17 protein-coding genes are annotated in these 20,726 nt (G+C 51.4%); 4 read left to right on the top strand and 13 right to left on the bottom strand.

Features of this window, described 5'->3' with window-relative positions; genetic code table 11:
• Window positions 1-44: 44 nt before the first annotated feature.
• The 6 genes from nuoF to lrhA all read right to left on the bottom strand — a co-directional run bounded on the left by nuoF (window position 45) and on the right by lrhA (window position 6,617).
• Window positions 45-1,406, bottom strand: coding sequence for an NADH-quinone oxidoreductase subunit NuoF (gene nuoF, locus RAHAQ2_RS06455; protein WP_013574593.1), 1,362 nt, complete (start codon window positions 1,404-1,406; stop codon window positions 45-47).
• Entirely contained in the window at window positions 1,403-1,939 is a 537-nt protein-coding gene (nuoE, locus tag RAHAQ2_RS06450; RefSeq protein ID WP_015696462.1) for an NADH-quinone oxidoreductase subunit NuoE, read from the bottom strand. Before nuoE ends, nuoF begins: the two co-directional genes overlap by 4 nt.
• Window positions 1,940-1,941: 2 nt before the next feature.
• Window positions 1,942-3,741, bottom strand: a complete 1,800-nt coding sequence (gene nuoC / locus RAHAQ2_RS06445; protein WP_037038559.1) for an NADH-quinone oxidoreductase subunit C/D — start codon at window positions 3,739-3,741, stop codon at window positions 1,942-1,944.
• Between the two features lie 89 nt (window positions 3,742-3,830).
• Window positions 3,831-4,505: a NuoB/complex I 20 kDa subunit family protein gene (locus tag RAHAQ2_RS06440; protein ID WP_013574590.1), complete on the bottom strand. Its 675-nt coding sequence runs from the start codon at window positions 4,503-4,505 to the stop codon at window positions 3,831-3,833.
• A 22-nt stretch (window positions 4,506-4,527) separates the two neighbouring features.
• Complete coding sequence (locus RAHAQ2_RS06435) at window positions 4,528-4,971, bottom strand: NADH-quinone oxidoreductase subunit A (RefSeq protein WP_015696460.1); 444 nt, start codon at window positions 4,969-4,971, stop codon at window positions 4,528-4,530.
• 704 nt (window positions 4,972-5,675) lie between these two features.
• Window positions 5,676-6,617 (bottom strand): transcriptional regulator LrhA, encoded by a 942-nt coding sequence (gene lrhA / locus RAHAQ2_RS06430; protein WP_015696459.1) that lies wholly within the window; start codon window positions 6,615-6,617, stop codon window positions 5,676-5,678.
• A gap of 985 nt (window positions 6,618-7,602) precedes the next feature.
• Between lrhA and RAHAQ2_RS06425 the strand changes: the two genes are divergently transcribed.
• Together RAHAQ2_RS06425 and yfbR are read left to right on the top strand one after the other, a co-directional pair.
• Window positions 7,603-8,817, top strand: a complete 1,215-nt coding sequence (locus RAHAQ2_RS06425; RefSeq protein WP_015696458.1) for a pyridoxal phosphate-dependent aminotransferase — start codon at window positions 7,603-7,605, stop codon at window positions 8,815-8,817.
• A 117-nt stretch (window positions 8,818-8,934) separates the two neighbouring features.
• Window positions 8,935-9,534 carry a 5'-deoxynucleotidase gene (gene yfbR / locus RAHAQ2_RS06420; RefSeq protein WP_015696457.1) on the top strand — a complete coding sequence of 200 codons (600 nt, stop codon included), beginning with the start codon at window positions 8,935-8,937 and terminating at the stop codon, window positions 9,532-9,534.
• On the opposite strand, the gene RAHAQ2_RS06415 is transcribed toward yfbR, so the two are convergent.
• The 4 genes from RAHAQ2_RS06415 to yfbV form a co-directional block, all read right to left on the bottom strand.
• Window positions 9,535-11,367 carry an SLC13 family permease gene (locus RAHAQ2_RS06415; protein ID WP_015696456.1) on the bottom strand — a complete coding sequence of 611 codons (1,833 nt, stop codon included), beginning with the start codon at window positions 11,365-11,367 and terminating at the stop codon, window positions 9,535-9,537.
• Between the two features lie 119 nt (window positions 11,368-11,486).
• Entirely contained in the window at window positions 11,487-12,140 is a 654-nt protein-coding gene (locus RAHAQ2_RS06410) for a sugar phosphatase (RefSeq protein WP_015696455.1), read from the bottom strand.
• A 24-nt stretch (window positions 12,141-12,164) separates the two neighbouring features.
• Window positions 12,165-12,659 carry a YfbU family protein gene (locus tag RAHAQ2_RS06405; protein WP_015696454.1) on the bottom strand — a complete coding sequence of 165 codons (495 nt, stop codon included), beginning with the start codon at window positions 12,657-12,659 and terminating at the stop codon, window positions 12,165-12,167.
• 195 nt (window positions 12,660-12,854) lie between these two features.
• Window positions 12,855-13,310, bottom strand: coding sequence for a terminus macrodomain insulation protein YfbV (gene yfbV, locus RAHAQ2_RS06400; protein WP_015696453.1), 456 nt, complete (start codon window positions 13,308-13,310; stop codon window positions 12,855-12,857).
• 520 nt (window positions 13,311-13,830) lie between these two features.
• Here yfbV and ackA point away from each other — a divergent pair.
• The gene (ackA, locus tag RAHAQ2_RS06390; protein ID WP_015696452.1) at window positions 13,831-15,033 is read left to right on the top strand and encodes an acetate kinase; all 1,203 of its coding nucleotides are present in this window, start codon (window positions 13,831-13,833) and stop codon (window positions 15,031-15,033) included.
• 181 nt (window positions 15,034-15,214) lie between these two features.
• The gene (gene pta, locus RAHAQ2_RS06385) at window positions 15,215-17,359 is read left to right on the top strand and encodes a phosphate acetyltransferase (protein ID WP_193785502.1); all 2,145 of its coding nucleotides are present in this window, start codon (window positions 15,215-15,217) and stop codon (window positions 17,357-17,359) included.
• A 63-nt stretch (window positions 17,360-17,422) separates the two neighbouring features.
• Here the strand turns inward: pta and RAHAQ2_RS06380 are convergent, their stop codons facing one another.
• From RAHAQ2_RS06380 to RAHAQ2_RS06370, 3 genes are all read right to left on the bottom strand, one after another.
• The gene (locus RAHAQ2_RS06380; protein ID WP_015696450.1) at window positions 17,423-18,376 is read right to left on the bottom strand and encodes a transketolase family protein; all 954 of its coding nucleotides are present in this window, start codon (window positions 18,374-18,376) and stop codon (window positions 17,423-17,425) included.
• The gene (locus RAHAQ2_RS06375; RefSeq protein ID WP_015696449.1) at window positions 18,369-19,202 is read right to left on the bottom strand and encodes a transketolase; all 834 of its coding nucleotides are present in this window, start codon (window positions 19,200-19,202) and stop codon (window positions 18,369-18,371) included. Before RAHAQ2_RS06375 ends, RAHAQ2_RS06380 begins: the two co-directional genes overlap by 8 nt.
• 104 nt (window positions 19,203-19,306) lie before the next feature.
• Complete coding sequence (locus RAHAQ2_RS06370; RefSeq protein ID WP_015696448.1) at window positions 19,307-20,683, bottom strand: PTS ascorbate transporter subunit IIC; 1,377 nt, start codon at window positions 20,681-20,683, stop codon at window positions 19,307-19,309.
• Between the last annotated feature and the right edge of the window lie 43 nt (window positions 20,684-20,726).

Raw genomic sequence — 20,726 nt, 5'->3', positions numbered from 1 at the left:
GATTTCGCGCACAGCGGGCTCACGTCCGCTGCCTGTTGCCTTCACTACCAGCGCTCTTTCAGCAGATTGTTTGGCTGAATGCCCGCAATCGCACGCGCGTTGTTGTAATGCTGTTTGGCGATACCCGCCTCAAACTCTTCCCGGAAATATTTAATCGCACTCTGCAATGGCTCCACGGCACCCGGCGCGTGTGCGCAGAAGGTTTTGCCCGGGCCAAGCTGGCGGCAAAGCTGCTCAAGAGTTTCGATATCCCCCGGCTGGCCTTCGCCGCGTTCCAGCGCACGCAGAATTTTCACACTCCACGGCAAACCATCGCGGCACGGTGTACACCAGCCACAGGATTCACGGGCGAAGAATTCTTCCAGGTTACGCACCAGCGGAACCATGCCGATTTCATTGTCGACGGCCATCGCCAGTGCCGTACCCAGACGGCTGCCGGCTTTACCAATGCTGGCAAAGTCCATCGGCAAATCCAGATGGTCAGCGGTCAGGAAGTCAGTCCCCGCACCGCCCGGCTGCCAGGCTTTAAATTTCAGGCCATCACGCATGCCACCGGCATATTCTTCAAGGATTTCACGTGCAGTAGTCCCAAACGGCAGTTCCCAGACACCCGGATTTTTTACCCGGCCGGAGAAACCCATCAGTTTAGTGCCAGCATCTTCACTTTTGCCCGCAGAAATACCTTTGTACCAGTCCACACCGTGCTCAAGAATCGCTGGCACGTTGCACAGGGTTTCGACGTTGTTGACACAGGTCGGTTTACCCCAGGCACCGGCTGACGCCGGGAAAGGTGGCTTGGAACGCGGGTTAGCACGACGGCCTTCCAGTGAGTTGATCAGCGCGGTTTCTTCACCACAGATGTAACGCCCTGCCCCGGTGTGAACAATGAGTTCGAAATCAAACCCGGTGCCGAGGATATTTTTACCCAACAGACCTGCTTCAGTCGCTTCAGCAATCGCACGACGCAGGTTCACCGCAGCTTCGATATATTCGCCACGCAGGAAAATGTAACCACGATACGATTTCAGCGCGAATGCGGAGATCAGCATGCCTTCCACCAGCAGGTGCGGCATTTGTTCCATCAGCAACCGGTCTTTATACGTACCTGGTTCCATCTCATCAGCGTTACACAACAGATAGCGGATATTCATGCTTTCGTCTTTCGGCATCAGGCTCCACTTCAGGCCCGTGGAGAAACCTGCACCACCGCGCCCTTTCAGGCCAGCGTCTTTGACCAGATTGACGATTTCTTCCTGTGCCATGCCTTTAAGGGCTTTTTCCGCACCGACGTAACCGTTTTTGCTGCGGTATTCGTCGATCCAGACAGGTTGTTTATCGTCACGCATACGCCAGGTCAGCGGGTGCATCTCCGGTGTGCGTTCGATATGTCTCGGGGTGTATGTCATGCGTAGCGCTCCAGTAGCTGGCCGATGGCTTCTGGCGTCAGATGGCTGTGCGTGTCCTCATCAATCATCATTGACGGGCCTTTATCACAGTTACCGAGGCAGCAGGTCGGCAGCAGGGTAAAACGTCCGTCTTCGGTCGTCTGGCCCGGCTTGATGTGCAACTGTTGTTCCAGCGCGGCCTGGATCCCCTGATAACCGGTGATGTGGCACACCACGCTGTCACAGTAACGGATCACATGGCGTCCGACCGGCTGACGGAAGATCTGACTGTAGAATGTCGCCACACCTTCAACGTCGCTGGCAGGAATGCCCAGAACATCGGAGATCGCGTAGATAGCGCCGTCCGGCACCCAGCCACGCGCTTTTTGTACGATTTTCAACGCTTCGATCGAGGCCGCGCGGGCATCTTCGTAGTGATGTTTCTCGTGTTCAATCGCTTCACGTTCAGCGTCACTCAGCACGAACACCGGCGGTGCCACAGGCTCGCTGATGTTGATGTACTGAACGTCTGAGTCTTTATTGATATCTGTCATCGTTAGCGGTCCACATCTGACATTACAAAATCGATACTGCCCAGATACACGATCAGATCGGATACCAGGCTGCCACGGATTACGGACGGGATCTGCTGCAAATGCGGGAAACTTGGCGTACGGACACGGGTGCGGTAGCTCATGGTGCTGCCGTCACTGGTCAGGTAATAGCTGTTGATCCCTTTGGTTGCTTCAACCATCTGGAAAGATTCTTGCGCAGGCATCACCGGCCCCCACGACACTTGCAGGAAGTGCGTGATCAGGGTCTCAATGTGTTGCAGCGTACGCTCTTTCGGTGGCGGCGTGGTCAGCGGGTGATCCGCCTTGAACGGGCCTTCCGGCATGTTTTTGTAACACTGTTCCAGAATGCGCAGGCTCTGCCGAAGTTCTTCCACTTTCAGCATCACACGGGAATAGCAGTCACTAACGCCGTCCCCGGTCGGCACTTCAAAGTCAAAGTTTTCGTAGCCAGAATACGGACGCCATTTACGCACGTCGAACGGGATACCCGTTGCGCGCAGGCCAGCACCGGTGGTGCCCCAGGCCAGCGCATCGTCTGCGTTATAGGCAGCAACGCCTTTGGAACGGCCAATCAGAATGGTGTTTTTCAGTGCCGCTTTGACATAGGAATCCAGACGGGCTGGCATCCAGTCAAGGAACTCACGCAGCAAACGCTCCCAGCCTTTCGGCAGATCATGCGCTACGCCACCAATACGGAACCAGGCCGGGTGCATACGGAAACCGGTGATCGCCTCCACCAGATCGTAGATTTTCTGACGATCGGTAAACGCGAAGAACACCGGCGTCATTGCGCCCACGTCCTGAATAAACGTAGAGATGTACAGCAGATGGCTGTTGATACGGAACAGTTCAGAGAGCATGACACGAATAGTGTTGACGCGATCCGGCACCACAATACCGGCGAGTTTTTCAACAGCCAGCACGTAAGGCATTTCGTTAACACAACCACCGAGATATTCGATACGATCCGTGTAAGGAATGTAGCTGTGCCATGACTGGCGCTCACCCATTTTCTCAGCACCACGGTGGTGATACCCCACGTCAGGTACGCAGTCGACAATCTCTTCGCCATCCAGCTGCAGGATGATACGGAATGCACCGTGCGCAGACGGGTGGTTAGGACCGAGGTTGAGGAACATAAAGTCCTCGTTATCGGTACCCCGCTTCATGCCCCAGTCTTCAGGCTTGAAGGTCAGCGATTCCATCTCGAGTTCTTCTTTCTGCCTGGTCAGCTCATAAGGATCGAACTCGGTGGCGCGCGCCGGATAGTCTTTACGCAGCGGATGCCCTTCCCAGGTCTGCGGCATCATAATGCGCGTCAGATGCGGGTGACCATCGAAGGTAATACCAAACATTTCCCATGTTTCGCGTTCGTACCAGTTAGCGTTCGGGAACACTTTGGTGATCGTCGGAACATGAAGATCGTTTTCTGCCAGCGCCACTTTGATCATGATGTCCCGGTTACGCTCAACCGAGATCAGGTGGTAGAAAACGGAAAAATCCGCAGCCGGTAAACCGTCGCGGTGTGTACGTAAACGCTCATCAAAGCCATGCAAATCGAAAAGCATGACATAAGGTTTTGGCTGTTTTCGTAAAAAGGTAATCGCTTCCAGTAACTGTTCACGCTTGAACCACACCACGGGAATTCCGGTGCGGGTCGCCTGAACAGTAAAGGCCTCTGGCCCAAAACGGTTACGCAATTCGCCGATAACCGGATCATCGAGATGATCACGGGTATGCCATGCTGGCAGGGCGGAATCTTGCGTCGTCAAATCTGTCATATTTTTTTCACCACACAAAATGGTCATTTATGCCGTAAGGGGGATATTCATAGACACCGCCCCTCAGGGTTGACTCTCAGACCGCAGTGTTAAATCTCGTCCGGCGAACGCAGATTTGTCACGGCAATACGCTCAGCACGTTTACGCTCTTTTTCAGACTGCATATTCGCGCGGTAAACACCCTGATCGCCAACAACCCATGACAATGGGCGACGTTCTTTACCAATGGATTCCTGCAAAAGCAGCAGAGCCTGCATATAGGCTTCCGGGCGTGGCGGACATCCCGGGATGTACACATCGACCGGCAGGAACTTATCCACACCCTGCACCACAGAGTAAATATCGTACATGCCGCCGGAGTTCGCACAGGCGCCCATCGAAATCACCCATTTTGGTTCCAGCATCTGATCGTATAAACGCTGAATAACCGGGGCCATTTTGGTGAAGCAAGTTCCCGCTACCACCATAAAGTCAGCCTGGCGGGGTGAAGCACGCAGCACTTCTGCACCAAAACGCGCAACGTCATGCACCGCAGTGAATGACGTCACCATTTCGACATAACAGCAGGAAAGACCGAAGTTATAGGGCCAAAGGGAGTTTTTGCGACCCCAGTTCACCATGCCATGCAGTGATTCCTGGAGATTTCCCATGAAGACGCTGCGTTTAACCTGTTCCTGAAGAGGATCGCCGACGACCTCCTGAGACTGCAGGGGGTAACGGTCGTTCTCACCGTCCGGGTCTATGCGGGTGAGCGTATAGTCCATCTTAATGCCTCGCTATGACTGCTTACTGAGGGTGACTGTTGGTATTAATCGCCGGGCTTGGTTTAACAGGTCCTTTCGAACGTGTAGGTGTCCAGTCGAGTGCGCCAATTCGCACCAGATAGAACAAACCAGCCAGCAGTACCAAAATGAAAATGGTGGCTTCAACGAATCCGGTCCAGCCGCTTTCGCGAATAGACGTTGACCATGCATAGAGATACAAGGCTTCAACGTCGAAAATGACGAAGAACATGGCGACCAGATAAAACTTGGCGGAAAGACGCAGCCGGGCAGTGCCGACGGAGGCGATACCTGACTCAAAAGGCGTGTTTTTATATCGCGCTCTGGCTCTCCCGCCAAGAAACGCAGCGCCCAGTAACATCAGGCAACAAAGGCCCATTGCGACGATAAGAAAAACGGCGAACGCCCAGTGTTGAGCGATGACTTCAGTGGCTGTTGACATACTCATTGCTTACTCATCAAAAGTGGCACTTTGGCATCTGCTCTGTAAGGTCGGCAGCTTGCGCACCACATCGATTCAAGGGAAGGATTAAAAACCACACAGTTCACGGCTCAACAAGGGATTAAGCCAGTGATTTGTTGTGGGCTTTTTACCCTTTTCTATAACCTTTTGTCAACTTTGACAAAAGTATCTCCACATTAGTTTACATGCTTAGCATTTAATTAACATATCATGCGCCGGGACATAAGCTAAATCGTGTCAGTTAAATACTGTGATAAAGCATGGGCCTGTGACGGGAGTTATTGCATCTTTCGAACTTTACTATTGTCGCAGGAATAGACAGCGCTTCCACTCTCTTAATGGGGTTATTTTTTTGATCTGTGTCAGAGTTCTGTCAATTTTGGTAGATAAAAAGGCACACATTTAACAAGTTTTATTGATTTTCAAAAAACGACAAGCGATTAGCGGAAAAATTTGATGCTTTTTTTTAACCTGAAAAAAGACAGTATTTTGCGACAGTTACTACGTTGATAGCTGATGAGAATGACAGTCATGACGCGGAAAGAGAAAGGTTAATAAAGGAAAATAGGGGTTTTAGGAAAGATATTAAACAAAATGACTAAAAAGATAAGTTTATCACCCCTAAAGAGGTAGAAACCTTTACCCCCGCCCCGTCAGATGGAGGCGGGAGGTAAAGCCGGGGGATTATCTTAACTTGGAGAGTCTGCCAGGAACTCATGATCATCATCCACTACCGGACGCGGACCATAGGCACTGAGAGAATAGGGATCATTCCCTTGCTCAACTGCATTGAAAATCGCCATTGCCAGTTCATTCTCACAACGGGCATTTTTGTACAACACATATTGCGTATCCGGCAAACGTGGTAAACCGTCCTGTTCACCCAGAACACGCAGCTCAGGACTCATCATTTCGATGGGGCGAGCTGTCACACCCAGACCCGCACGCACGGCTGCACGAATTGCCGATAATGTCGACGCAACATAAGCAATACGCCACGGGATCCCTGCCTGATTCAGGTGCTCTATCGCCATCATCCGGTAAGGGCTTGGCTCATCAAGCACCACCAGCGGAACACTGTCGCCGGAGGGATACGCAAAATCAGCTGAGCAGTACCAGAGTGTTGGCGATGTACGCAGAACGATATGCGGGTGATCGGTGTTCGTCATCGTGGTGATGGCCAAATCCACTTCTTCACTTTCGAGCATCGACAACATGAAAGGACTGCGCTTAACGCGGACATCAATAGACAACTTGGGATATACGGACGTCACGCGGCTGAGCAGGAAAGGTAAAATGGTGTCAGCAGTATCATCTGACGCACCAATCGTTATCCCGCCCTGAACGTTGCTGTACATCAAAGAGGTGCAGGCTTCATCATTAAAACGAAGGATTTTGCGTGCGTACCCCAATAACTGAATACCATGTTCAGTTAATAATTTATTGCGTCCATGTCTGGCAAACAGTTCTTTTCCAACGAGTTGTTCTAGACGTTGCATTTGTTGGCTTACCGCCGATTGAGTACGACACACCGCAGCAGCAGCAGCGAACGTATTTAAATCAGCAACAGCTACAAATGTCCTCAACAGATCAAGATCGAGATTGAGGATTGGACGATTTGCAATTGTCATAGTTTTTCTTCACTTTATAGAATCTAATAACAAGCTACCCTGATAGTGCGTCAAAGTACCCGCAAAAGGCAGAATACCAGATATGTCGGATACTCACTCATTTGATAACCTAAATTGAGAAATATTTGTGCATGAAAGTTTTCGTCATTGTGAGCATTCCGTCATTAAACCTGTGCATAATAATCCCACACAAAGTCTAAATGATTAGAGTTCCTTATTTAATATAACCTTTCTCTACAAACCATTCCATATCCCTCACAATACCGCCTGCCGCTGACATAAAGCGGATATCCCGCAATAGCATTGCACGGAAACATAAGGTAAATTAACCAATAAAACTGACTATTAAAAATATAATTCAATAAATTCATTGAGTCACATGAATAATCATTTTATGCCCGAAAGCTTATGTTTAACTAACATTAAGATTTTTCTCGTTTCATAAAATTTCACTTACACCGATTTGCTAAAATATATGCTGTAAAAGCATTTACATAATCTCAGGAAATACGTTTAAGACTTTACTTAGAACATGATCATTCATCCAGCACTTGCTATTAATCATTAGATTAATAAAACTAACTCCTGTTAAGGTTTTTTAGCGCTAAAACAAAGCTTCCTGCATTTTTTTCAGAATTTGTCGAGCTTTGGTAAGATTTCATGATGTTCTGCGCATAAAGACAACTCAGTGATACGTCAGGGAGCGGATGGAACGCAGCAAAAACAGTGAATTTATTGTTCACAAAGCATACATTTGCAAAATATAAAATCACAAAAATCACATTACGCAGCACAATAAACCATTAAGCCTCTTATACCCTACGGTAATACCCCGCCACAGCCTGCTTTACTGCTGTTTTTCACCAAAGCGGTGCACAGCCCTTCTCATGCCCTCTGCGGGAGAGTAAATTGAGCCCTTCGCACTGTTCTACGGTCGCTCTGCACCAGGGAAGAACAGGCTTTACTGCAAAAGGCTCTCACTTACATGTCCCCGATTGAAAAATCCCACAAACTGGACAACGTCTGTTATGACATTCGCGGCCCGGTGCTCAAAGAAGCAAAACGTCTTGAAGAAGAAGGTAATAAAGTCCTCAAGCTGAACATCGGCAACCCCGCGCCGTTCGGTTTTGATGCACCAGATGAAATTCTGGTCGACGTCATCCGCAACCTTCCTACCGCACAGGGTTATTGTGATTCGAAAGGTCTGTTTTCTGCACGTAAAGCGATCATGCAGCACTACCAGGCGCGCGACATGCGTGACATCACGGTCGAAGATATCTATATCGGCAACGGTGTGTCCGAACTGATTGTTCAGTCTATGCAGGCATTGCTCAACACCGGCGACGAAATGTTAGTCCCTGCGCCTGATTATCCGTTGTGGACGGCCGCCGTTTCCTTATCAGGCGGTAATGCGGTGCATTATCTGTGTGATGAAGGGGCTGACTGGTTCCCGGACATTGCCGATATCCGTGACAAAATCACACCGCGCACCCGCGGTATTGTGATCATCAACCCGAACAACCCGACCGGCGCGGTATACAGCAAAGAATTGCTGATGCAGATAGTGGATATCGCCCGGGAACATAATCTGATTATTTTTGCCGACGAAATTTACGACAAAATCTTGTATGACGAAGCACAGCATATTTCCATCGCCTCACTGGCACCGGATTTACTGACTGTGACCTTTAACGGTCTGTCAAAAACCTATCGCGTGGCCGGTTTCCGTCAGGGCTGGATGGTTCTGAACGGACCGAAGAAACATGCGAAAGGTTATATTGAAGGTCTGGAAATGCTGGCCTCGATGCGCCTTTGTGCCAACGTGCCTATGCAACATGCTATTCAGACTGCACTGGGCGGCTACCAGAGCATCAGCGAATTTATTCAGCCAGGCGGACGCCTGGTCGAACAACGCGATCGAGCATGGGAACTGATCAATGAAATCCCGGGCGTTTCCTGCGTGAAACCAAAGGGGGCGTTGTATATGTTCCCGCGCATTGATGCCAAACGTTTCAACATCCATGACGATCAGAAAATGGTGCTCGACTTACTGTTACAGCAAAAAGTACTGCTGGTTCAGGGGTCTGCATTCAACTGGCCGTATCCGGATCATGTGCGTATCGTGACGTTGCCACGCGTGGATGAGTTGGAAATGGCTGTCAACAAACTGGGACGTTTCCTCGAAACCTACCGCCAGTAATGACGTAAGGGCGCTGACGACGGCGCCCTTTTCTCTCCCCCGCCAATTTCCGCATTTGCATAACGGTTTCGCACTGCTCACAATAGTCACTCATTCACCGTAGTTATTGAGAGTGCTATGAATCAGAGCCATTTTTTCGCCCACCTTTCCCGCCTCAAACTGATCAGCCGCTGGCCGCTGATGCGCAATGTCCGCACCGAAAACGTGTCGGAACACAGTCTGCAAGTCGCTTTCGTCGCCCATGCTTTAGCCGTGATCAAGAACCGCAAATTTAACGGCAATCTGAGCGCAGAACGTGTTGCACTGCTCGCCATGTATCACGATGCCAGCGAAGTGCTTACCGGCGATATGCCGACGCCAATCAAGTATTACAATCCGCAAATCGCGCATGAGTACAAAAAGATTGAGAAAATTGCTCAGCAGAAACTGATTGAAATGCTGCCTAAGGAATTACAGGAAGATTTCCGCCCGCTGATTGACGAACATTATTACACTGAGGAAGAAAAACTGACCGTCAAACAGGCTGATGCGCTGTGCGCATACCTGAAATGTCTGGAAGAATTGTCTGCGGGAAACAATGAGTTCACCCTGGCAAAAGCGCGTCTTGAAAAAACGCTGGCAGACAGAAAAAGCCCGGAAATGGACTATTTTATGGAAGTCTTCATTCCGAGCTTCAGTCTGTCACTGGATGAGATCAGCCTCGATTCTCCAATGTGATCAGAACGGAAACAGCACCGGTACCAGGAACACGCTGACCACCATCACCATCAGCGTAAACGGCACGCCGATGCGGATAAAGTCAGCGAATTTGTAGTTGCCCGGCACCATCACCAGCGTGTTCACCGGTGACGACACCGGTGTCATAAAGGCAGCTGAGGCAGCAATCGCGATGATCATGGTGAACGGATAAGGTGAAACGCCCATCTGGTGTGCCGCCGCGATCGCGATCGGTGCCATCAGTACGGCGGTGGCCGTATTGGAAATAAACAGCCCGATGACGGCGCAGAGAATAAATAAACTCAGCAGCATCATATACGGCCCGTAGCCGCCGCTGACCTCCATTAATCCCTTCACAATCAGCGCCACACCGCCGGTTTTTTGCAGTGCCAGTGCAAAAGGCATCATCCCGACTATCAGCAGCAAACTTGGCCAGTGAATGGCTTTATAGGCACCTTCCATCGTGATACAACGGAATTTACCCATCAGCATACAGGCGATAATGGCGGCGATAGCATTAGGCACATCGTCGGTGAGCATCAGCGCAACCATCAGTGCCAGACAAAACAGCGCATGCGGTGCCTGACTCAGGGCAGGCGCGACTTCCTCCACTTCGGCGGGGAGATTAAGCACAATAAAATCATGCATTTGTTGCTGAAGCTGGCGGATCAATTTCCAGTCACCGATCACCAGTAACATATCGCCAAGCTGCAGTTGGTCGTCTACCAGCTTGCCTTCCAGTGCTTCACCCTGACGGCGGATCCCGACAACGTTCAGGCCATAGGTCGAACGGAAGGCAACGTCACGCAGCGTTTTGCCGAGCAGTTCGGAATCAGGAATTAACGACACTTCGGCCATCCCGACATCCCTCGATTGTTCAGAGAAATACTCGCCGCGTAGCACCATAGGCTCGAGCATTTCGTCGGTGCAAAATTGCCTGATGGAGATTTCAGGATCCGACATATCGAGCAGTAACACGTCGCGGGCAAACAGTTCGGTATTCCCCGTCGCGCTGACCATCACGCGGCGAAATTTACGCCAGCGTTCAATGCCCACCACGTTTGCGCCATAACGGGAACGCAGATGCACATCATCAAGTGTGCGCCCGACCAGAGGCGACCCCGGACGGATAGTGACGCGACGCGCCCGGCCGGTCAGGTGATAATCACGGATCAAATCCCGGAAGGTTCGCCGCTTCCAGCGCTGCTGCCCCCGTGATGCATCTTCTGATGACAGCCAGCGACGGGCAATCAGCATGTATCCGATCCCCATCACCAGCACCACCAGCCCGACAGGCGTGACGCCAAAGAAACCAAAACCGTCGAATCCTTCACGCAGCAGTTCGCTGTTGACCACCATGTTCGGCGGCGTGGCGACCAGCGTCATCATGCCGCTGATAAGCCCGGCGAAACTGAGTGGCATCATCAGCCGTGCGGGAGAGGTTTTCATGCGCGCCGAGACGCTGATCACCACAGGAATGAAGATCGCGACCACGCCGGTGGAACTCATAAAAGCGCCGAGACCAGCGACGGTAAGCATCAGCAAAACCAGCATCCGCGTTTCACTGTTACCCGCCACTTTCATCAGCCAGTCACCGACCTGATACGCCACACCGGTTCTCACCAGCCCGTGTCCGACCACAAACAGCGCCGCGATCAAAATAACATTCGGATCACTGAATCCGGCCAGTGCTTCATTGATAGTCAGCGTGCCGCTGAGCACAAAAGCAATAATGACCAGCAACGCGACAATATCCATTCGCAGTGTATTGCGTGCGAACAGCACCATCGCAATAGCCAGCAACGTGACGACCCACAGTAATTCACCGGTCAAAACACACTCCGTTTGCGTTGAGATTGAGAGGCAGGAACGGGTATCAGAATGGCATAAAAAAACCCCGCACAGGCGAGGTTTATATCAATTTATACAGGGAAATTGTATTTTTTCTGCCCTTAACGCAGGCTGACTTTCACGCCTTCATCAGAACGGCTGACCAGCAGGATTTCCAGCGTAGTCAGATCGAAATCGACATTTTCAATCCCGGGTGTATCGTCAGGCGCATTGACGGCGATAACTTTGCAACCCGCAGCCAGCCCGGCCATCACACCGGCAGCAGCATCTTCTACCACCACGCAATCTTCCGGCGCCAGACCTAAACGTTCTGCCCCCAGCAAATAGGCATCGGGTTGAGGCTTGCCGTGTCTGACCTGTTCAGCGGTGATAAACACTTCAGGTTCAGGCAAATGCGCCGCTTTATGGCGCGCGCTGGCAACTGGCATTGATCCGGAAGTCACAATCGCCCAGGGAATATTCTGCCGGTTGAGTTCGCTTAACAGCAGATGGGCACCCGGGAGAGCGGCTACGCCCTCGGTGTCTGTAGCTTCAATTTGTTCCAGCTTACGAAACTCTTTTTGAATCGTTTCTTCGCTTTCACCCGCCATAAAATGACGCAGAGAAGTGATCGCCTGCTTGCCATGAATAAACGCCAGTACATCCTGCGGGCTGACACCCCGGCTAAGCGCCCAGTTCACCCAGGCACGCTCAACTGCAGGTAATGAATCCACTAACGTTCCATCAAGGTCGAACAAAAAACCCTTACAAAGCACAGGCGACTCCTTTAAGTGTTTACATCAGGCATTAATAATTTGCGCGATCTCTACCGCGCTCAGATGATACTGCCGCGGGCATGATTGCCAGACCGCCAGCATACGCTGGTATTTATCCCACATTTTGGTCTGCGAGTTAAACCCGTGCGTGCCTGCATCAAAATCCGTGTAACGTCCCTCGGTGTTCACCATAAAGCGGACATAGCTTAAATAGCGGGATTCCGTTGCAGCATCAAAGCCCAGAAAATCAATACGGCGGCGATCCAAATCTTGCGTGTCTTTCAAATTGGTCCACGACACCTGCATGGCATGATGCATTTCCATAATGTTAATCACGGTGCGACAGGTGTCTTCCGGCAATTCCCCGAAATCCCTGTCCAGCTCGCGCATTTGCAAACCAAAACCCCGTTCGATCACCGTTTGTAACCGGCGATAGCGTTCCGCGTTATCGGGATCCAACATGGTCATCATTTTGTATTGATTGGACAAAATCAGGCGTTGAGCGTTCGTCATTTCCATCGTGAAAATCCTCATGTCTGCATAATGAGCAAAGCATGGCATAGCGCAAAGTTCTGCGAAATCTCAAGCACACCATTCTTTGATTTGGGTCGGGATCTCATCTGAAATAATCACCGGAGGAGACTTTCCCCCGGTGAAATGCGACTTATGAAAGACTATAGATGATGGCAGACGCAGCAAGCAGGGAAATCAGACTTACAGATCGTCTAAAAAGGTTTTATCCAGCTGTTTGAAAGCCCGCTTAAGGACGTCAGCCAGTGACTGATACGTCGGCGTGCCTTCAATCGGTGCCAGCGCCATGCCGGATTCAGCGAGTTTATTGCGTACATCGTGGAACCAGCCGAGTAATCCCGGCGGCAACGGCGTCAGAGAACGGCGACCCAGCCACCACAGTCCCTGCATCGGCAAGCTACAGGCAAAAATTGCTGTGGCGACAGCCAGTCCGAGTTGTCCGCCGAGCGCGATTTGCCACGTCAGTGTAAAAACCGCAACCGGCGGCATGATGCGCACCGCGAAACGTGTGGCCGTAGAAATCCGGTTCTCCGGAAACATCGGAGCCAGGCGCTTATCTGACGGCCATGTCTTCATATAGTGCTGCCCGCGCTGGAATACCTGAAACCAGCCTACGGAGCCTGTTGGCTTACTCGTCATCTTTGCACCTCAACTTCGCGTATAAAATTTAAAAAATAGTTGTAAAACACAAACTGTAGTTTACCACGATAAAATATATTTTGTTTTTGCTGGCACCTGTCGGTATTCTATCGCAGCCTCGCAACCCTCTCAGGCAACGGGATCAATATAAAGTTGGGGTAAAAGCGGTGAATTGCAATCTTTCATCCCCATAATAAGCATAGTGCCTCGGTCTGAGAGGATTTGTAATTAGTAATTGTATTTTTTGTTAGTGTTTTTACTGATTAGTAACATCCTGAAGACGCGTAAACCGAAATATGCCGTGCACTGCACAGATTAATTTCTGTTATCCGGACGCTTAAAAAAACCAAAGCCCGGCGATTCTTCAGCTTTTTCATCGTCATGCCTGTTTTGGCTCTCTGGCATGATGTTAATCATAATTGTCACCGCCATTATGCGCTACGCTTGATGTCAGACTGACGATTTATTAACCACGTGTATTGTTTTTCTTAAACAGCACCAACAATAAATAGGTACTTCCATGTCGAGTAAGCTTGTACTGGTTCTTAACTGTGGTAGTTCTTCCCTTAAGTTTGCCATCATTGATGCTGCAAATGGCGAAGAGCACATTTCAGGTTTAGCCGAATGTTTCCATCTGCCAGAAGCGCGCATTAAATGGAAAATGGACGGTGGCAAAGAAGAAGCCGCTTTAGGTGCGGGCGCCGCACACAGTGAAGCGTTGAAATTCATCGTTAATAACATTCTGAGCAAAAAACCTGAGCTGTCCGCAGAACTGGTTGCAATCGGCCACCGCATCGTTCATGGCGGCGAGAAGCTGACCAAATCAATGCTGATCAACGACGCTGTTATCGAAGGTATCAAAGAATCTATTCCGTTTGCGCCGCTGCATAACCCGGCTCACCTGATCGGTATCGATGAAGCGCTGAAATCTTTCCCTAAACTGGCTGATAAAAACGTTGCCGTTTTCGACACCGCTTTCCATCAAACAATGCCAGAAGAATCATATCTCTACGCACTGCCGTACAGCCTGTATAAAGATCACCACGTCCGTCGTTATGGCGCACACGGCACCAGTCACTTCTACGTGACGCAGGAAGCCGCAAAAATGCTGAACAAACCCGTGGAAGAAGTGAATCTGATCACTTGCCACCTGGGTAACGGCGGTTCTGTTAGTGCCATCCGTAACGGTAAATGTGTGGATACTTCCATGGGTCTGACCCCGCTGGAAGGTCTGGTGATGGGTACCCGCAGCGGTGACATCGACCCGGCAATTATCTTCCACCTGCACGATTCTCTGGGCATGAGCGTTGATCAAATCAACAAAATGCTGACCAAAGAATCAGGTCTGCTGGGTCTGACTGAAGTCACCAGCGACTGCCGTTATGTTGAAGATAATTACACCACCAAAGCAGATGCTAAACGTGCCATGGACGTCTTCTGCCACCGTCTGGCGAAATACATCGGTGCGTACACTTCGCTGATGGAAGGCCGCCTGGACGCCGTCGTATTCACCGGCGGTATCGGTGAAAACGCCGCAATGGTTCGCGAACTGTCTCTGGCTAAACTGGGTCTGCTGGGCTTTGAAGTGGATCACGAACGTAACCTGGCTGCGCGTTTTGGCAAATCCGGGGCGATCAACAAAGAAGGCACCCGCGCCGCTCTGGTTATCCCAACCAACGAAGAGCTGGTGATTGCACAAGACGCCGCGCGTCTGACTGCATAATTCGATTCAAGCCTGCCCGCGTCATGCGGGCAATTTTTCACTTATAGGCAAACGCCGCCCGTTTGGACGCACCGCGCAGGATAATCATCGCGCTTATGCTGATCATTATCTCCTCTGCACCAACCTGCGGATGTCCCTGCCTGGCAACCGTTAAAGAGGTTTAGCCGTGTCCCGTACAATTATGTTGATCCCTACAGGCACCAGTGTCGGTCTGACCAGCGTCAGCCTGGGTGTGATCCGTGCCATGGAACAAAAAGGCGTCAGCCTGAGTATCTTCAAACCTATCGCCCAGCCGCGTACTGGCGGAGATGCTCCTGATCAAACCACGACCATTATTCGCGCTAACTCCACCGTGACCGCAGCCGAACCGCTGAAAATGAGCCACGTTGAAACCTTGCTGAGCTCAAACCAGCAAGACGTGCTGATGGAAGAAATCATCGCGCGTTATCACGAAAACACCAAAGATGCAGAAGTGGTGCTGGTTGAAGGTTTAGTGCCTACCCGCAAACACCAGTTCGCCAATGCGCTGAACTACGAAATTGCCAAAACCCTGAACGCAGAAATTGTCTTCGTACTGGCGCTGGGCAATGATTCTCCTGCGCAACTCAAAGAACGTATCGAACTGGCCCGTTCCAGCTTCGGTGGCAGCAAAAACAAAAATATCACCGGCGTGATCATTAACAAACTGAATGCACCGGTTGACGATCAGGGGCGTACCCGTCCTGACCTGTCTGAAATTTTTGATGATTCCAACAAAGCCAGCGTGGCGAATATCGATCCGACTCAGCTGTTCGCCAACAGCCCATTGCCGGTTCTGGGCTGCATTCCATGGAGCTTCGAGCTGATTGCCACCCGCGCAATCGACATGGCCAAGCATCTGAACGCACGAATCATCAACGAAGGCGATGTGAAAACCCGCCGCGTGAAATCCGTCACTTTCTGTGCGCGCAGCATTCCGCATATGCTGGAACATTTCCGTCCTGGCTCACTGCTGGTGACTTCCGCTGACCGTCCTGATGTGCTGGTTTCAGCCTGTCTGGCAGCCATGAACGGCGTGGAAATCGGTGCTATCCTGCTGACCGGTGGTTACGAAATCGACGCCCGCATCAACAGCCTGTGCGAACGTGCATTCCAGACCGGTCTGCCCGTCTTCATGGTAGAAACGAATACCTGGCAGACTTCCCTGAGCCTGCAAAGCTTCAATCTGGAAGTACCCGCGGATGACCATCAGCGTGTAGAGAAACTACAGCAGTACGTGGCTTCTCACATCAACGCTGACTGGATCAACTCGCTGAGTGCACATTCCGAACGTTCACGCCGTCTGTCGCCTCCGGCATTCCGCTATCAGCTGACCGAACTGGCCCGTAAAGCCGGTAAACGTATTGTGCTGCCGGAAGGCGATGAGCCTCGTACCGTGAAAGCAGCGGCGCTGTGTGCTGAACGTGGTATCGCGGAATGTGTTCTGCTGGGTAACCCTGACGAAATCAAACGCGTTGCAGCGGCTCAGGGCGTCACTCTGGGTAAAGGCATCGAAATTGTTGATCCGGTGGCTGTTCGTGAAGAATACGTAGCCCGTCTGGTTGAACTGCGCAAAAGCAAAGGCATGACCGAAGTGGTTGCGCGCGAACAACTGGAAGACAACGTCGTTCTGGGCACCCTGATGCTGGAACAAGGTAACGTTGACGGTCTGGTTTCCGGTGCTGTTCACACTACCGCAAACACCATCCGTCCACCGTTGCAGCTGATCAAAACCGCACCGGGCAGCTCGCTGGTTTCTTCAGTGTTCTTCATGCTGTTACCTGACCAGGTTCTGGTTTACGGCGACTGCGCGATCAACCCGGATCCTACTGCTGAGCAACTGTCAGAAATCGCGATCCAGTCTGCGGATTCTGCAGCAGCATTCGGTATCGAGCCCCGCGTTGCCATGATCTCCTACTCAACCGGTAACTCCGGTGCCGGTAGCGATGTTGAGAAAGTGCGTGAAGCGACCCGTCTGGCACAGGAAAAACGTCCGGACCTGATCATCGATGGTCCGCTGCAATATGATGCAGCGATCATGGCTGATGTTGCCCAGTCTAAAGCGCCAAACTCGCCGGTTGCGGGCAAAGCGACCGTGTTCATCTTCCCTGACCTGAACACCGGTAACACCACGTACAAAGCGGTACAGCGTTCTGCAGATCTGGTGTCTATCGGGCCAATGCTGCAGGGCATGCGTAAACCGGTCAATGACCTGTCACGTGGCGCACTGGTTGACGATATCGTCTACACCGTTGCACTGACTGCGATTCAGTCTGCTCAGGCAGAAGCGGCGGTTCCGGCTAAATAAGCCCGACCCTCTGAACGCAAAACGCCGGGCTTTGAGTCCGGCGTTTTTTTGTTTTGTGTACACTCAGAGCAACGTTTTCGCCGCTTCAAAAATATGCTCAGCCGTCAGGCCATATTCCTGCTGTAAAAACTCCTGGGTGCCCACCTGCCCGTAACGCTCTTTAACACCGACTCGGCGCATCGGCACCGGCTGGTTTTCCACCAGCACTTCCGCCACCGCCGATCCCAGTCCGTTATGAATACTGTGGTTTTCACAGGTCACCATTTTGCCGGTTTTCGCGGCGTATTTGATGATGGTGTCTTTATCAATCGGCTTGAGGGTAAACATGTCGATGACTGCCGCACTCACGCCTTCGCGTTTCAGCATTTCTGCCGCTTTCAGCGCTTCCGCCACCATAATCCCGTTGGCGATCAGCGTCACGTCAGTGCCGTCACGCAACACATTGGCCTTGCCGATGGTAAACGTCGAGCCTTCACGGTAAACCTGCGTCGCCTGTTTACGAATAGTGCGTACCCAGTAGAAACCTTTTAAATCCATCAGTTGCAGCAGAATATCGCGGAACATCACGGCGTCAGTGACTTCCATCACCACCGAACTCGCCAGCCCGCGCACAATGCCCATATCTTCGAACGACATATGCGTGCCGCCGTTATGACAGGCGCTGACGCCCGCATCTGAAGCAATGATTTTGACGTTATTCTTCTGGTAATCCAGCGACATAAACAGCTGGTCAAAGCAGCGACGGCTGGCGAACGCGGTAAAAGTATGCACAAACGGCACCCGGCCGGTCAGCGACAAACCGGCCGCAACGCCGATCACGTTGGCTTCCATAATGCCGCAGTTAATCACGTGATCCGGATGATCTTTATGTACACCGTCCATCGCCATTGAACTCATCAGATCCGCTTCCAGCGCGATAATCGGTGTATTCTCAACAATCTTTTCGCGCACGGTGCTGGCGTAAACTTTACGCATTTCTACCGCATCTTTTTGCAATTCAAGAGAAACTTCAAACATGGGCGGCCTCCAGCTCAGCGATAGCATTTTCGATTTCCAGTTTCACATCCGGCGTTAACCGCAGGTGGTGTGAGTTAGCCAGTTGCTCGAGATACTTCACCCCCTGCCCTTTGATGCTGTCGAGGATCACCACCAGCGGACGTTGCTCGGCATGGCGCACCGGCGTCACCGCGTCGCTGATAGCCAAAATGTCATCGCCTTTAATGGTCTCTACATCAAACCCGAACGCACTGAACTTTCCGGCCAGATCGAATGGCTTAATCACTTCATCCAGTGTGCCGTCGAGTTGCTGTTTGTTGTAATCGATGAACAGCGTCAGGTTATGCAGATTGTGGTGTGCAATAAACTGGAAGGCTTCCCAGCACTGGCCTTCATTCAGCTCACCGTCGCCGAGAATGCAGAAGACGCGGTTACGGCGATCGCCCAGCTTATGCGAAAGCGCCATACCCGCTGCAATGGACACGCCTTGTCCCAGCGAGCCGGTGGTCGCATCCACGCCAGTGGTACGCAGCCGGTCAGGATGGCTCGGCAGACGGGTTCCGTTCTGGTTGAGTGTGTGTAATTCGCTGACCGGAAAATAACCTTTCAGTGCCAGCGTGGCATACAGTGCGGGTCCTGCATGGCCTTTTGACAGCACTAAATAATCGCGATCCTGCCAGTCTGGTTTTTGCGGGTCGATACGCATCACATCGCCATACAACACAGCCAGCGTTTCCACGACTGACATACTGCCGCCATAGTGCCCGAATCCCAGACTGGTCAGCATTTTCAGCGTCTCGATGCGGATATGGCGGGCCAGATCACGAACCTCCTGGACATCTTTCATCTTCATTGATCCTTATTTTAATGAGCACTTATCCTGGCCTGTTATTTCTAACAGGCAGGACAGTGTTTCCCGGATGGAGTTAAAAAACGTAGTGATGCAGGGAATTACTTTTCAGTGATTTCTTTCTCAGCCAGCGGTTTTTTGCCGAGATAGTTCCAGGCAACCAGTACCGCGAAGATACCGACAATCAACGCCATGATGGCCTCCTTCGACATAAAGCGTGCCAGGTTGCCCAGCAAAATACCGATAACCCCGAAGTCCGCATCAGAGAAGGTGGCATTGGCAAAGCCCAGCGCACCCAGTACCGGCAGCAACAGAACCGGCAGGAAGGTAATCAGCACGCCGTTGGCAAACGCGCCGACCATGGCCCCGCGACGCCCGCCGGTCGCATTACCGAACACGCCCGCCGTTGCACCGGTGAAGAAGTGCGGCACCACACCCGGCAGGATCAGCACCAGATGCATCTGTCCTAACAGGAACAATCCCACCAGACCGCCGAGGAAACTGAACAGGAAGCCGATCAGCACCGCATTTGGCGCGTACGGATACACTACCGGACAATCCAGCGCCGGACGGGCGTTAGGCACCAGTTTCTCGGAGAAGCCGACGAATGCCGGAACGATTTCCGCCAGGATCAGACGCACCCCCTGCAAAATGATGAATACGCCCGCCGCGAAGGTAATCGCCATGATAATGGCGTATACCAGATAGTTCTGGCCTGCACTGTAGGTTGCTTCAACAAAGACCTGCCCCGCAAACACCGCCATAATCAGATAAATAATAATCATGGTGAGCGAGATAGAAATGGAACTGTCACGCAGGAAGCTGAGGTTTTTCGGCAGGTTCATTTCTTCCGTAGAACGTGAGCCTTTACCCACCTTGCTGCCTATCCAGCCCGATAAGACGTAACCGATGGTGCCGAAATGACCAAATGCCACGTCATCGCTGCCGGTAATTTTACGCATGTAACGTTGCGCCAGCGACGGGAAGAACGCCATGATAAGACCGAGCGTCAGGGAACCGGTGAACACCAGTGAAACACCTTCAAAACCGGCCACCGTCAGAATAACGCTGATCATACAGGCCATATAAAACGTGTGATGACCGGTCAGAAACACGTATTTGAGACGGGTGAAACGGGCTACGATCAGATTTGCCACCATCCCAAACGCCATAATTAACGCTGTCGGTGCACCGAATTTCTCCAGCGCGATGGAAACAATCGCTTCGTTATTAGGAATAATACCCTGGATATTAAAGGCGTGTTCAAACATGCCGCCTAAAGGATTTAATGAGCCAACTAATACTGTTGCACCTCCGCCCAACACTAAAAAGCCAAGTATTGTTTTAACCGTGCCTTTCACCACATCAGAAAAGTTTTTCTTTTGTGCCACCAGACCGATTAATGCGATGAGCCCCACCAGTATGGAAGGCACTTTTAATATATCGACCACAAACTTGAGCGTTTCCTGGATAAACATATCCACCTCGTTTGTCTATTTGTTTTATTTGTAGGGTTATTCA

The organism is Rahnella aquatilis CIP 78.65 = ATCC 33071, from assembly GCF_000241955.1.
Lineage (GTDB): Bacteria > Pseudomonadota > Gammaproteobacteria > Enterobacterales > Enterobacteriaceae > Rahnella > Rahnella aquatilis.
Note: the sequence above shows the minus strand (reverse complement) of the source record. Positions and strands in the feature narration are given on the sequence as shown.